At 31.6% G+C, this 14,334-nt stretch carries 11 protein-coding genes; 5 read left to right on the forward strand and 6 right to left on the reverse strand.

All coding sequences use genetic code 11. From position 1 onward, the window contains the following. Positions 1–67: 67 nt before the first annotated feature. From ACZ49Z_RS11410 to htpG, 3 genes are all read right to left on the reverse strand, one after another. The gene (locus tag ACZ49Z_RS11410; protein WP_464304444.1) at positions 68–931 is read right to left on the reverse strand and encodes a M12 family metallopeptidase; all 864 of its coding nucleotides are present in this window, start codon (positions 929–931) and stop codon (positions 68–70) included. A 157-nt stretch (positions 932–1,088) separates the two neighbouring features. Further along, a complete protein-coding gene (locus tag ACZ49Z_RS11415; protein ID WP_464304445.1) occupies positions 1,089–1,538 on the reverse strand; it encodes a hypothetical protein in 450 nt (149 codons plus the stop codon). Between the two features lie 102 nt (positions 1,539–1,640). Next, entirely contained in the window at positions 1,641–3,527 is a 1,887-nt protein-coding gene (gene htpG / locus ACZ49Z_RS11420; RefSeq protein WP_464304446.1) for a molecular chaperone HtpG, read from the reverse strand. Between the two features lie 183 nt (positions 3,528–3,710). Between htpG and ACZ49Z_RS11425 the strand changes: the two genes are divergently transcribed. The 3 genes from ACZ49Z_RS11425 (at position 3,711) to ACZ49Z_RS11435 (ending at position 5,971) form a co-directional block, all read left to right on the forward strand. After that, positions 3,711–4,181, forward strand: coding sequence for a hypothetical protein (locus ACZ49Z_RS11425; RefSeq protein WP_464304447.1), 471 nt, complete (start codon positions 3,711–3,713; stop codon positions 4,179–4,181). Between the two features lie 29 nt (positions 4,182–4,210). Then, the gene (locus tag ACZ49Z_RS11430; protein WP_464304448.1) at positions 4,211–4,906 is read left to right on the forward strand and encodes a YiaD family glycine zipper/OmpA-like lipoprotein; all 696 of its coding nucleotides are present in this window, start codon (positions 4,211–4,213) and stop codon (positions 4,904–4,906) included. 135 nt (positions 4,907–5,041) lie between these two features. Next, entirely contained in the window at positions 5,042–5,971 is a 930-nt protein-coding gene (locus ACZ49Z_RS11435) for an ABC transporter ATP-binding protein (RefSeq protein WP_464304449.1), read from the forward strand. A 276-nt stretch (positions 5,972–6,247) separates the two neighbouring features. On the opposite strand, the gene nhaD is transcribed toward ACZ49Z_RS11435, so the two are convergent. Together nhaD and ACZ49Z_RS11445 are read right to left on the reverse strand one after the other, a co-directional pair. Further along, entirely contained in the window at positions 6,248–7,501 is a 1,254-nt protein-coding gene (gene nhaD, locus ACZ49Z_RS11440) for a sodium:proton antiporter NhaD (protein ID WP_464304450.1), read from the reverse strand. A 275-nt stretch (positions 7,502–7,776) separates the two neighbouring features. Beyond that, entirely contained in the window at positions 7,777–10,188 is a 2,412-nt protein-coding gene (locus ACZ49Z_RS11445; RefSeq protein ID WP_464304451.1) for an alpha/beta hydrolase family protein, read from the reverse strand. 185 nt (positions 10,189–10,373) lie between these two features. On the opposite strand from ACZ49Z_RS11445, the gene ACZ49Z_RS11450 reads away from it, so the two are divergent. Together ACZ49Z_RS11450 and ACZ49Z_RS11455 are read left to right on the forward strand one after the other, a co-directional pair. Continuing rightward, positions 10,374–11,381 (forward strand): 3-oxoacyl-ACP synthase III family protein, encoded by a 1,008-nt coding sequence (locus ACZ49Z_RS11450; protein WP_464304452.1) that lies wholly within the window; start codon positions 10,374–10,376, stop codon positions 11,379–11,381. Positions 11,382–11,388: 7 nt separating this feature from the next. Next, positions 11,389–11,913: a DUF4348 domain-containing protein gene (locus tag ACZ49Z_RS11455; protein ID WP_464304453.1), complete on the forward strand. Its 525-nt coding sequence runs from the start codon at positions 11,389–11,391 to the stop codon at positions 11,911–11,913. Between the two features lie 63 nt (positions 11,914–11,976). Here the strand turns inward: ACZ49Z_RS11455 and ACZ49Z_RS11460 are convergent, their stop codons facing one another. After that, positions 11,977–14,328: a TonB-dependent receptor gene (locus ACZ49Z_RS11460; RefSeq protein WP_464304454.1), complete on the reverse strand. Its 2,352-nt coding sequence runs from the start codon at positions 14,326–14,328 to the stop codon at positions 11,977–11,979. Positions 14,329–14,334: the final 6 nt, after the last annotated feature.

The following is a 14,334-nucleotide window of genomic DNA, read 5'->3' on the forward strand; positions in this document are numbered from 1 at the left end:
ATAAAGGAGCATAAAAAAACCGCTTACAAATTAATGTATGCGGTTGGTTTAAGATGTTTTTGTTTTTTTAATACTTAGCGTTAATAGCTGCTTTGTCTCCAGAAGACAAGTAAGAACGTTGTGCATTCCACGTAGAACCGTTCTTTTTGGTCATGGCAGGAATACTAGTGTTATATACAACAGAACTACTAGCTCTTGCACCGTAAAGCATAATAGAATTAAAATCGAAAGTACCATTAGAAGTACAACCCGAACATTTGTCATATTGCGATTTCCAATTCGGTCTAATGTTAGCGTAATTCACAGTAATATAATTATCTCTGTCTCGTCTTTTTTGTTCGTGAATTAATCCAACAGCATGTCCAATTTCATGAATCATACTTCCAGTGCTAAAATATCTTGGATCCATACTAATAATTTGTTGACCACCTCTTCTTCCAATACTAGTACTATAGGCAGAACCATTACTGTTTTCTTGTACTAAAATATAATCTCCAGAACTACCCGAAATTTGTACAAAAGTAAAACCTAATTCATTTCTCCAAGTGTTGGTTGCAGATGCCCATTTGTCTTTTAAACTTTGAGAAACTCCACTAGCATATTTCCACCTGACGGTTCTGTTTGGCCATGTTCCACCGCCATAAACTCCTTTTTCGGTAGCTATTTCACCAGGTAATAAGAAATCGCTTCTTTCAAGAACCACATCTCCATCAAAAAGATACTTTCCGTTTTCAATTTCTAGTAATTGAACAGTGTTTCCTTGATAAATAGCTTCAATTAGGTCTCCTGTTGTTTTGGTGTTGTAAATCTCATCAGTAAGAATACTTAATTCTTGTGCAGAATTGTTGTTTTCTTCGTTTTTTTCACACGAAGTTAAACCTAAAGCGAAAACTGCTAAGAAAGCAAATTTTCCAAAATTGATTTTTTTCATAATTAAAAGTTAAGTGTTTGATGTTTACAAACTTATAATTATAATTTACAATTTCTTTACATTAAATTTACCTTTTTTGTTAAAATTTAAATTATTGTATTCTTTTTGGTTTTTTTTAGTGTTTTTTTTGCGTTAAATGCAATAAAAAAATCTTTGTTTAACTCTTTATAATATCGAAAATTTCAAACTTTTTTTTGTATTCTAATTTGATGTAAGATGCGGTATTGTTCTTAATCACATCGATGTTACTATTGGTAATATCAAATGAAATATCAGTAATCCATCGATTGGAAACATTAGAAAAATTAGACTCAATTTCTCTTGTATCAGAATGTAATTGTAATGCTATGATGTCATTATTCATGAAGTTTAAAATACAGCCATTAAAATTTTTCATATTATTAGCACCAATAACAGTAATGTTCATATACTCATAGCCTGCTAATTCTTGAAAACTGATCCAAATTCCACCATTATTTTTAGAACTTGCAATTTTTGTTCCTTCTGTAGTGTTTATTTTTTCTTCAGTATATGTGTCGATATGGTTTGATTCAGAAGTATCAATACCTCCTAATTTTGTAACGATAGTTTTAAATAGATTTAACATTTTTAGTTTTTTGTCAAGTTTAAAATTCAAAAATATAAAAAAAACCTGCAAATTTTAACTTGCAGGTTTATGTCTATTCTCTATTCTCTATTTTCTTTCTTCTTAGCGAAGCGTTTCAAAACTACGTTTTACGAAAGAAGTTAGTTCTTCTCCTTTTAGTAGTCCTTGAGAAAGTTTTGCTAAGTCTAAGGCTTGTTTTACTAGTGCTTTTTTAGCGTCTTCGTTTTCTGTACTCAAAATAGAAGTAGCCAAATCAGAATTAGTGTTAACCACTAAATTATACATTTCTGGCATATTGCCCATTCCGAACATTCCACCACCACCAGACTGACTCATTTCTTTCATTCTTCTCATGAATTCTGGTTGAGTAATCATGAATGGAGATAATTTACTATCCATTGCTTCCAATTGAACCGTGTAAGTTTCTTTTGGAACAATAGTTTCTAAAACACCTTTTAATGTTTCTTTTTCTTCGTCTGAAAGTTTTGAAATTTGAGTTTCTTCTTTTGCAATCAATTTGTCTAAATGATCGGCATCTACACGGGCAAAAGTTAGATTTTCATTGTCTGCTTCTAATTTTTGAATTAAATGCGAAACAATTGGAGAATCTAATAAAAGTACTTCATAGCCTCTTTCTTTTGCAATGTCAATATAACTGTGCTGTGCGTCTTTGTTAGAAGCATAAAGAACAACTAGTTTACCATCTTTATCAGTTTGGTTAGCGGCTAATGCTTCTTTTAGTTCTGTTAAGGTGAAGAATTTTCCATCTGTAGTTGGATACAACATGAAATCTCCAGCTTTTTCATAGAATTTAGCTTCAGAAAGCATTCCGTATTCTAAAACAATTTTAATATCGTTCCATTTCTTTTCAAATTCTTCGCGATTTTCGTTGAATAACGATTTTAATTTATCAGAAACTTTACGCGTAATATAGTTAGAAATTTTCTTAACATTTCCATCAGCTTGTAAGTAAGAACGCGAAACATTTAAAGGAATATCTGGAGAATCAATTACTCCTTTTAGCATTGTTAAAAACTCAGGTACAATTCCCTCTACATTATCTGTAACAAATACTTGATTTTGATATAATTGAATCTTATCTTTTTGAATTTGTAAATCGGCAGCCAATTTTGGGAAATATAAAATGCCTGTTAGGTTGAAAGGGTAATCTACATTTAAATGAATATTGAATAAAGGCTCTTCGAATTGCATTGGATATAATTCTCTATAAAAGCTTTTGTAATCTTCATCTTTTAAATCGGCAGGTTGTTTTGTCCAAGCAGGGTTTGGATTGTTAATGATGTTATCAACCTCTTTATATTCTGTTTTGTAGTCTTCTGGAGCGTCTTCTGGTTTTGGTAAGGCTTCTTGCTTTGTTCCAAATTTAATTGGAATAGGCATGAATTTATTATACTTAATTAGCAAGCCTTTAATTTTGCTTTCTTCTAAAAATTCTAGAGAATCTTCTGCAATATGAAGAATGATTTCTGTTCCACGATCTGTTTTATCATGAGCAACTAATGTGAATTCTGGGCTTCCATCACATGTCCAATGAGCAGCTGGTTCGTCTTTGAAAGATTTTGTGATAATTTCTACTTTTGAAGCCACCATAAAAGCAGAATAAAAACCTAAACCAAAATGACCAATAACACCTGAATCTTTGGCAGAGTCTTTGTATTTTTCTAAAAATTCTTCTGCACCTGAAAATGCAATTTGATTGATGTATTTTTCAACTTCTTCTGTAGTCATTCCTAGACCTTGGTCAATAATGTGAAGTTGTTTGTTTTCTTTATCTATTTTAATCTCAATTTTTGGATCACCATAGGCTATATTAGCCTCTCCAATACTGGTTAAATGCTTTAATTTTAAGGTAGCATCGGTTGCATTTGAAATTAATTCACGAAGGAAAATTTCGTGATCACTATATAAAAACTTTTTAATTAAAGGAAAGATGTTTTCTACTGATACATTAATTTTTCCACTTGACATATTTTAAAACTATTTTAAGATTAAACATTTTAGAATCTAATAGTCAAAAGGAGTACCAATGTTTAAAAACTGACAAATTGACGTTTTGTCGTTGTTTTAGAGAATGTGAAAAATATTTCATTTTCTAATGTTGTAAAAAGAACCAAATATGATTTAACTTTGTACTATAAAAACACTTAAATTATGAAGAAAATCGTTTTACTATTTGCAGCAATGGTAATGCTTTTTGCATGCAAATCTCAATCTGTTACAGGTACTAAGTTAGACATGAAAAAAGAAATCGCTCTCAAAGGTGATTGGGTAATTGCATCTGTGAATTATCCTGGTTCAGAATATATTAAAGTAACTTCTTTTAATATTGAAGACTCTAATTGTTTTGTTGGTAGCGAATGGCGTTTTATTTCCAACAATAATAAAGGAGAAATGAAATTAACAAAGGAGAAATGTAGTGGTTATAGTACACCAATTACTTGGTACATAAACAAAGAAGAGAAATTTGTGATTAAATTTCTAGAAGGTGTGAAAGCAAAAAACATGAATGCAGGTTATGTTTTGAATATCGATAATATTACTGAAAATACATTTCAATTGGTTGATTATGTTAACGTTGGTGGGAAAAGCACAAAAGTAGTATATCAATTTAATAGAAAATAAAAGACAATTCAATAAAGAAAAAAAATATCATGAAAAAATCATTTGTAAAAATAGTTTTGGCTTCTTTTTTATTAGGAACCACATTAAATAGTTGTAATGCAGTAAAAAACACAAATAATACCCAAAGAGGAGCTGCAATAGGAGCAGTAGGAGGGGCAATTATTGGAGGTGTTTTAGGTAATAATTTAGGAAAAGGAGGCAACGGAGCATTGGGTGCTGTTATTGGAGGTGTTGTTGGAGGTGTTGCTGGTGGTGTTATTGGTAATAAAATGGACAAGCAAGCACGAGAAATTAGAGAAGCATTGCCTGGAGCAGAAGTGGAAAGAGTAGGAGAAGGGATTAAGTTAGTATTAGGAGAGAATTCAGTGAATTTCGATTTTAATAAAGCAACTTTAACTGCAAAAGCCAAGCAAAATTTAGATAAGTTAGTTCCTGTATTTAAAGAGTATGCAGACACTAATATTAAAATTTATGGTTATACAGATAGTAAAGGAGCAGATGAGTATAATTTAAATTTATCTAATCAGAGGGCAATGGCAGTTAAAACCTATTTGGCAAGTAAAGGATTGGTAAATGCTCGTTTTGTTACTGAAGGAATGGGTGAAGCAGACCCAATTGCAGATAATGAGACCGATGCAGGAAGAAGTAAAAATAGACGTGTAGAATTTGCGATTGTTGCAAATGAAAAAATGATTCAAGACGCTCAAAAAGAAGCAGGGAAATAAAAGAAATAACAAAAATGCAAAGGAGGCTGCCTAAAAGGGCAGTCTCCTTTGTTTATAAGTAAGGCTGATTTATTGTATTAACAATAGACAAAAAAATAATTGTTTTGTAAATTTGTTTAAATTAAAAATAAAAAAATGCTAACAGTTTTCAAAAGTAATTTTTCATATAAAGATGAACCAACTTTGAAAAATATAAGTTTTAAGGTTGCAAAGGGAACAAATTTGGCTCTAATAGGTGAAAGTGGATGCGGGAAAAGTACACTTTTGAAAATAATTTATGGGTTGTATGATCTAGATGAAGGAGAGATTTTTTGGAATAATGAGCAAGTACTTGGTCCAAAACATCATTTGGTTCCTGGAATGCCTTTTATGAAATATTTAGCTCAAGATTTTGACTTGATGCCTTTTATTACCGTTGCGGAAAATGTAGGGAAGTATTTGTCTAACTTCTATCCAGAAGAGAAAAAACAACGAATTATTGAATTACTAGAAGTTGTTGAGATGACAGATTTTGCCAATGAAAAAGTGAAATATTTGAGTGGCGGACAAATGCAACGTGTTGCTTTGGCAAAAGCTTTGGCATTAGCTCCAGAGTTACTCTTGTTAGATGAGCCGTTTAGTCATATAGATAATTTTTTAAAAAATAGTTTACGACGAAAAATATTTAAGTATTTAAAGGAAAAAGAAATTACATGCATAATAGCCACTCATGATGCAAATGATGTGTTATCATTTAGTGATGAGGTTTTGGTTTTGCGAAACGGAGAAATATTGGATATAGGAAACACTAAGGAAATTTATTCGTATCCAGGCTCGTTTTATGTGGCATCTTTGTTTGGAGAGGTTAATGAAATTAAATGGGAAGACAACGTGCTTTATGTGTATCCACATCAATTGGAAGTTGCTGAAAATTCAACTTTTGAAGTAGAGGTGAAAGAGACCTATTTTAGAGGGAGTAATTATTTAGTTGAAGCCATTTTTAACAATCAAACTGTTTTTTTTGAAAGTAGATATGATATTCCTCTACAAAGCAGTGTCGGACTTCAAATAAAGTTAGATTTATAAAGTTATTAGTGATACCCAAATAATAAAAATAAAAGAGTTTGTCCTAAAAGTAAAAATCGATACCTATTTATCACTCCGACGAAAGGAGGAGTCTCATAATCAGTGTTATGTGATTTCTTCCTTTGGCCGAAATGACAAGATGACTTTTAGGACAGCTTCTTTATCATATATACAAATATTGCATATAGCCATGCTATTTGAGTTAAAAAACAATTGTTTCAACAGTGCAAAATTTAACCCGCTTTAGACACTAATAAATTTAACTGATAAAAAATGTTATAGTAATACGATATAGGTAACTGCACCAGCAAGATAACCAATCAATGCAAAAAAACTAATTTTCTTTAAATACCAAAAGAAATTAATGTTTTCTAGTCCCATTGCCGCTACACCAGCAGCAGAACCAATAATTAAAATACTACCGCCAGTTCCTGCACAATAAGCGATAAGTTCCCAAAAATAATGATCAGTAGGGAAGGTTTGTAAATCATACATTCCCATTGTAGCAGCCACTAAAGGCACATTATCTATTATTGATGACAAAACACCTAATGAAATTGCAATGACTTTCAAGTTGCCTACATTCTCACTTAGGGAAGTGGCTAAAGATGAAAGAATGTTTGTGGATTGAAGTGCTGCGACAGCCATTAATATTCCTAAAAAAAACAAGATACTTGGTGTGTCAATTTTTTTTAGCGCTGTTGTTACAGATATTTTTTCTTCTACCTCTTTTTTTCTATGTAAATATTCAGTGACAATCCATAGAACAGATAATCCAATTAAAATCCCCATAAAAGGAGGTAAATGAGTTAAAGTTTTGAAAATAGGTACAAAGACAAGTGCACCAATACCCAAATAAAAGACAATGTTTTTTTCTTTATTTGAAATTCCAGAGGCAAATTCTACTGTTGTTTTTTCAAATTTTCCTTTTACCATTGCCGCAATAAAAAACATAGGAATTAACATGCTTATTAAACTAGGTAAGAATAATTTTTGAATAATGTTTATAGAAGTAATTTGTCCGCCAATCCATAGCATTGTTGTAGTTACATCTCCAATGGGCGTCCAAGCACCACCAGAATTTGCTGCAATAATTACCATTCCAGAAAATAACCATCGATCATTCTTGTCGTGTATTAATTTTTTGATTAAAGTAATCATTACAATAGTAGTCGTTAGATTGTCTAACACGGCAGAGAGGAAAAAAGTAGTAAAACTCAATATAATGAGCAACTTCTTTTTGTCGTTTGTTTTAATCTGTTTGTTAATAACATCGAAACCGTGATAGGAGTCAATGAGTTCAACAATCGTCATTGCACCAATTAGGAAAAAGATAATTTGAGAAATATCACCAATGTGTTCAATTAATTCATGGTTAATAATCTCAGGATTTGTTGGAGAAAATGTATAGGTTGTCCAACAAATAACCCCCGTAAAAAGAGCTATTGCCGCTTTGTTGATGTGGGTCTTGTGTTCTAGTGTTATTAGTATGTAACCTAGAATAAAAACAATAATTAAAGTAGTATTCATTGTGTTGTATTTTTACAACAAATTTTGTACTTTTTTTGTTTTAAAAAAGAGCGTTTTATATAATTTTATTTTAAAAACAAAACTATTTTTTTTGTATATGCATTTTTATGTGAAAATGTCTTTTTAGTGCGAATTTTCATTAAAAAAATACCATCTGTTACAATCATTTATGGTAAATGAAAGCGACAAATGGTATTGCATTGTGTTTCTTTTTGATAAAACTAAATTGAGATGCTTTTATCTAAATCTGTTTTCTCAATGGTTTTGTTAATTATTTAATTTTTTAAATGTTTTTCTAAGAATTGATCTTGTTCCCATAATAAATGAAGAATGTTCTCTTCGGCAACATAACCATGGCTTTCTTTTGGAAGAAGCACCATTCTAACAGGAGCTCCTAAACCTTTTAAAGCTTGAAAGTAACGTTCTGTTTGCAGTGTAAATGTTCCAGGATTATTGTCTGCTTCTCCATGTACCAAAAGTAATGGTGTTTTCATTTTTGATGCGTTCATAAATGGAGACATGGTGTTGTATATTTCTGGAACATCCCAATAATTTCTTTGCTCACTTTGAAAACCAAAAGGAGTTAACGTCCTATTATAAGCTCCACTTCTTGCAATTCCACAGGCAAACAAGTTAGAATGCGTCAATAAATTAGCAGTCATAAAAGCACCATAGGAATGACCTCCAACAGCCACTTTATTTTTGTTAATATAGCCTAAATTGTCAACTGCATTTATTGCAGCCTCAGCATTAGCAACCAATTGAGGAATGAATGTGTCGTTTGGTTCTGTTGTTCCTTCTCCAATAATAGGGAAAGAAGCATCGTCTAAGACAGCATAACCTCTCGTTACCCAATACACAAAAGAACCATAATATGGAAACGTAAATTCATTAGGGTTTTGAGTAGTCTGACCTGCACTGTTTTTGTCTTTAAACTCTTCTGGATATGCCCAAATTAATAAAGGAAGTTTTTGGTCTTTTTTATTTCGATCATAATTTGCAGGAAGGTATAATGTTCCAGAAAGTGTTACGCCATCATTTCTTTTATAGGTAATCACTTCTTTATAAACATTATTTAAACTTTCAAAAGGATTCTTAAACGCAGTGATTGGAGTGATTTTTTTACTTTTTAAGTTTCTAAAATAATAATTTGGATACTCATTTTTAGACTGAATCATAACCAGTAAATCCCCTTTCTTAATGTCTTCAATAGAAAGTAAATCTTCTTTTTTATCGGTCAATTTAGATTCATATAAACGTTTTGTTTTTAATGTCTTTAAACTAAACTCGTCTATAAAAGGAAACTGACCGTCTTTAGTGAAACCGTCTCCTAACAGATACATTTTGTCTTTTTCGATAGCTAAAACATAACTACCAAAAGCGTTTTTCTTAGTTTCAAAATTTCCAGGATCGCTATATTTATCTTGATAATTTCTGTCCCAAATTAATTGTGGAGCAGCACCTTCAACAGAAGGGTTAATTAAAAAAGTTTTACTATTTCTTGTGTCATACCAATAATCGCTTAGAATTGCTGTAGTTTCATTACCCCATTGAATCCCAGCGAAACGTTGTTTTGTTTTTACTAACGATGTAGGGTTTTTTGTAAAAGGAGCTTCCCAAAGAAAAACTTCATCTCTAAAGGCAACTTCTGTAGCAGGATCTCCTTCATCTAAAGCCTCTACAAAATATAGCGTAGCAGGTACATCTCTTCTCCAAGACATATTTCTCTTCCCTTTTCTAGTAGCCATAAACCCTTTTGGCATAATTTCGTTTAAAGGAACTTCATTAACGGTTTTAATAGCTTTTCCAGTTGCATCATATATAATTGTGGTTTGAGGAAAACGATTCAAAGGAACAATATAGGAGTAAGGTTTTTCAATAGTGGTAATCATAATGTAATTTCCATCAGGAGAAAAAGACTCGTTTGAATATAAAGCAGCCGATTTGAAAAGTTTTTTCGTGCCAGACAAATTAACAGTATATAGTTCAGAGGTTACTAACGATTCAAAGTTCGCTTCATCTGTTTTGTTTTTTAACAAATCTTGATACGTTCTGTTTTGAGAAACCTTCCCTTCACTTTCAGAAACAGTTGGACCAGTCGGAATGTCTTTTTTAGCATCTATCAGTGATGGTCTGTTGCTTGGAAGTGTTCTAATTAGTAAGGTTTGACTATCTTTAAACCAACTAGTAGGATTTCCCATGTTTGCATTTAAGTTGTCTTCGGTTATTTTTTTAGCGCTGGCATTAGCAACATCTAAAAGCCATAATTCAACACCTTTATTTGTAGTGTGTGTAAAAGAAATGTATTTTTCATCTGGTGACCAAGAAAGATTTGCGATTTTTGGATTTTTTGGCAAACCACTCACTTGAATTTCTTCTGTTTCCTTAATCTTTCTAATTTTTAAATTATTCAAATAAGTAATAGTACTTGAAATATTCGTAATAGGGTTAATGCGAAGTCCACCCAAACGCATTTCTTCTTGGTTTAAATCGTCAAGACTTTTGTAAGTATTTCTATAGCTTAAAAGCATGTACTCTTTTTTGGTGTCCATAGAAACACTCGGAGCTCTTTCATAATCTGCTAAATCTAAAATTTCTTTGGGTGGTTTTTGATACCCTAAATTTTCTTGAGCGTTTAAGTGAAAACTTAACAAAAGTAGACCTAAACAAGTAAAGATATTTTTCATTGATGGTGTTTGTTAAAAAATTTGCTACCAAAAATATCGATTTAAAAATGGTAATTTCTGTAAATTTTGTTAAAATGTTTGCTAAAAATGTTTAGTTTTGAGAGTAATGAAAATAATAGGTTTTGCAATGAGTATAAAATGAGAATTTATTAAATTTGCCCACCTTAAAATATAAATATAGCAAGATGTATCATTCAAAAATAACAGGATTAGGATATTATGTTCCAGAGAACATTGTAACAAATGACGATTTATCAAAAGTAATGGATACAAATGATGAATGGATTCAGGAACGTACAGGTATTAAAGAGAGAAGACATGTCGTTAGAGGAGAAGACACCACAACGTCCATGGGGGTTAAAGCTGCTGAAATAGCTATTGAAAGAGCAAAAATTGACAAAGCCGATATTGATTTTGTAATTTTTGCTACCTTGAGTCCCGATTATTATTTTCCTGGACCAGGAGTTTTAGTGCAACGAGATTTAGGTTTGAAGACGGTAGGTGCTTTAGATGTTCGTAATCAATGTTCTGGATTTGTATATGCTATTTCAATTGCTGATCAATATATTAAAACAGGAATGTATAAAAATATTTTAGTTATTGGTTCAGAATTACATTCTACAGGACTAGATATGACAACTCGTGGAAGAGGTGTTTCAGTAATTTTTGGAGATGGAGCTGGAGCAGCAATTTTAAGTAGAGAAGAAGACACAACAAAAGGGATATTGTCAACACATTTGCATTCCGAAGGGCAACACGCAGAAGAATTATCATTAATTGCTCCAGGAATGGGGAAAAGGTGGGTGACCGATATTATTGCAGACAATGATCCAGAGGATGAAAGCTATTTCCCATACATGAACGGACAATTTGTGTTTAAAAATGCAGTAGTGCGTTTTAGTGAAGTTATCAATGAAGGTTTACAAGCTAATAATTTGCAGGTTTCCGATATTAATATGCTAGTGCCTCATCAAGCAAATTTAAGAATCTCTCAGTTCATTCAGCAGAAATTTAGACTAACAGACGATCAAGTATATAATAATATTCAAAAGTATGGTAATACTACAGCTGCTTCTATTCCTATTGCTTTAACAGAAGCTTGGGAACAAGGAAAAATTAAAGAAGGAGATTTGGTAGTGTTGGCAGCTTTTGGAAGTGGATTCACTTGGGGAAGTGTTATTATTCGTTGGTAATAAAAAGGTGATAAATAATTTTAAGAATAAAACTGTTTTGTCTGGATTGATGAAGCAGTTTCTTTTTGGAATAAGTGGCATTCTTTGTTTTTTTTCAATAAGCTGCAAAAACGATAGTCAAAAAGAAATAATAGAGGTAAATGATGTAGCGAAAGATACTATTGATATAGTAGAAACGAAACAAGTTATAGAAGCAGAACGAGTAGAAGAAGATTTTTTAACTTTCCTAGAAAAATTTAGTAAGAATCATTTGTTTCAAGAAGAGAGAGTCGATTTTCCATTAACTATTCAGCATTTGGAAGTAAATGGAGATTTTGAATTAGTCAAATTAGAAATTAAAAGGGAGGACTATTCTTTTCTGAATTTTATGCGACCCGAAGAACATTTAGATTATAAACAAAATTTTGTAATTAACGATAATGAAGCAATCGTCGAAAACAGAGGTGTTGGAAACGGAATAATGATTGATTATTATTTTAAAAAAGAGCATGGAATTTGGAAGTTGAAGACATGGATAGATAGATCAACATAAAAAGAGCGATTCCTTAGAATCGCTCTTTTTTATACCCATAAATTCAAGTTATAAATGGAGTTGTTATAGAATTCCACCATTGTTTTTGGTTTCATTCTTATCTCTTTCTTTACGCTGTAGTGCTTTGTTTTTTCCACCACCAAAACGATAATTAAAACCTAAATAAACGGTTTGACTTTCCCAATGAAATGCTCCAACTTGTCTGTATGGAAGATTTCCTTCAAAACTAAACTTCATTGCCTTAAACATGTCGCTAAAACGTGCACTAACAGTACCTTTTCCTTTTAATACACTATAGCTAGCACCAATGTCTGCTCTCCACATAGGTTTTCTTAAAAATTGTAAATTAAGATCTTCTCCTCTATACATTCCAAAAAGTTGAAAGCGTAAATCTTTTGTGGCTTTAAAACTATTGTTTAATCGTGCATTAAAAATAGTAGTATTCACTTCAACAGCATCTGTAGCAACAATACCTCTAAGTTTTCTGAAATAGGCATCTACTCCAAAATTAGCACTCCACCATTTTGTGAAATTTAGGTTACCCGATATTTCTAGTCCAAAAGCGTCATTATCTTTAAAGTTGTCATAGGTTAAAATGTTTTTATTTGGGTCGGTTGGACTTTCATAAATATATCGGTTAATTTCATCATATATTTTTCTATAAAACAAACCCGATGTAATAGAACCAATCTTTGTTCTTCTGGTATAGTTTAATTCAAACGAATTCGTAAATTGCGGATCCAAATCAGGATTACCTTTAGAGTCTATTGTTGGAGTGGACCACTCTCTAATAGGGTTCAATTGTTGAATACTAGCTCTGTCCACGCGTCTTGCAATGCTGAAATTGAAAGAGTTATTGTCGTTTGGATTATAGCTCACAAAACCAGAAGGATAAAACGTTACAAAATTATCCGAAAAGGAAGCATTGTCTTCTCCAATTTTTTTGAAATTGGCTTCAGCTTCAAATTTTTCAATTCTAGTACCAACTTGAGCGCTCCATTTTTTCCATTGTTTACCATAGGTAACATAGGCAGAATAAATGCGTCTTTCATAATTAAAACTAGAGTCATAATTATTGTCAATAGCCAATAAATTAGAAGTGTTTTCAATTCGTGTTTCTAAACCTGTTTCTAGTTTTGTAGATTCGGTTAAAGGGTTCACATAATCTAGATTAATAATAAAATTATCATTTGTATTCGCAACAGTATTTAATGAGAAATTAGAAATAAACGGAAAATCAAAAGTTGTTCTTTCAGGACTGTCGTTTTTGTTGTAGTTTAATTCTAATTCAATATTTTCTCCTTCTTTCTTGAAATTATGTTTGTAATCTAAATTATAAGCTTGCGAATTATTTTTGGTGTCAGAATTGAATAACTGTAGAATATCTGGCGTACTTGGATTAGTATAATCTATATAAGTTCTCCCTGTTCCGTCCCCATCAAATATATTTTGAGTAGTATAAAAAGATAAAGTATTAGCATCATTAATAAAATAATCCATTCCTACTTTGAATAAATGGGATGTGTTTTTGTTGTTAAATATGAAATCCTGACGATTGTTGTTGTTCAATTCAAAACCATTTATAAAACCATCATTAGCGTTTTTCCCATGATTAAAACCATAATTACCATAAATATTTACTTTTCCAGTTTTATAATTCAAGTCTAAAGCCGAATTGACTTTTGGCGTTTTCCCAAAGGTAATTCCAGAATTCACAGAGCCGTTAAAACCATCATTTGCATTTTTGTGCAAGACAATATTGATAATTCCACTCATTCCTTCAGGATTGTACTTTGCTGAGGGATTAGTAATTAACTCAATTTGCTTGATAGATGCAGAAGGAATTTGTTTTAATAATTGTTCTGGTGAAATATTAGAGGGCTTGCCATCTATTAAAATTCGCACATTAGAATTGCCTCGTAAACTAATTTGATTGGTTTGCGGGTCTACAGACACAGATGGGATATTATTCATGATTTCTCCAGCCGAAGCACCTGCACTTATTAAATCTTTACCTACATTAATTACCTTTCTGTCAATTTTTTGTTCCATAATAGAACGTTCTTTAACCAGTTCTACACCTTCAAGTTGTGCAATATCTTCGGTAATAGCAATAATGCCTAGGTTGGCTCTTGAGTTTGTTGTTAAATCTACCTCCTTAAAAATAGTTTTGTATCCAATGAATTGAATTTCAATAGTGTATTTTTTAGGAATAAGTTTATTGATTTCGAAGTTACCATTGTCATCTGTAATGCCACCAGTAAGTACGGCATTATTTTCTTTAACAACGATGGTAACATAGGGGAGCGGCTCGCTTGTTTTTTGGTCGATTATTTTTCCAGAAATATTTCCAGAGTTTTGAGCAAAATTCAAGCAACTGCTCAAAATAAATAAGATAAATAACTTTAAATTCATTGTGTA

It is taken from the genome of Flavobacterium sp. KY-23415, from assembly GCF_055384985.1.

Bases quoted from the DNA above. Each gene is read 5' to 3' on its own strand.
- ACZ49Z_RS11410 (WP_464304444.1), bottom strand. From the start codon at position 931: ATGAAAAAAATCAATTTTGGAAAATTTGCTTTCTTAGCAGTTTTCGCT.
- ACZ49Z_RS11415 (WP_464304445.1), bottom strand. From the start codon at position 1,538: ATGTTAAATCTATTTAAAACTATCGTTACAAAATTAGGAGGTATTGAT.
- htpG (WP_464304446.1), bottom strand. From the start codon at position 3,527: ATGTCAAGTGGAAAAATTAATGTATCAGTAGAAAACATCTTTCCTTTA.
- ACZ49Z_RS11425 (WP_464304447.1), top strand. From the start codon at position 3,711: ATGAAGAAAATCGTTTTACTATTTGCAGCAATGGTAATGCTTTTTGCA.
- ACZ49Z_RS11430 (WP_464304448.1), top strand. From the start codon at position 4,211: ATGAAAAAATCATTTGTAAAAATAGTTTTGGCTTCTTTTTTATTAGGA.
- ACZ49Z_RS11435 (WP_464304449.1), top strand. From the start codon at position 5,042: ATGCTAACAGTTTTCAAAAGTAATTTTTCATATAAAGATGAACCAACT.
- nhaD (WP_464304450.1), bottom strand. From the start codon at position 7,501: ATGAATACTACTTTAATTATTGTTTTTATTCTAGGTTACATACTAATA.
- ACZ49Z_RS11445 (WP_464304451.1), bottom strand. From the start codon at position 10,188: ATGAAAAATATCTTTACTTGTTTAGGTCTACTTTTGTTAAGTTTTCAC.
- ACZ49Z_RS11450 (WP_464304452.1), top strand. From the start codon at position 10,374: ATGTATCATTCAAAAATAACAGGATTAGGATATTATGTTCCAGAGAAC.
- ACZ49Z_RS11460 (WP_464304454.1), bottom strand. From the start codon at position 14,328: ATGAATTTAAAGTTATTTATCTTATTTATTTTGAGCAGTTGCTTGAAT.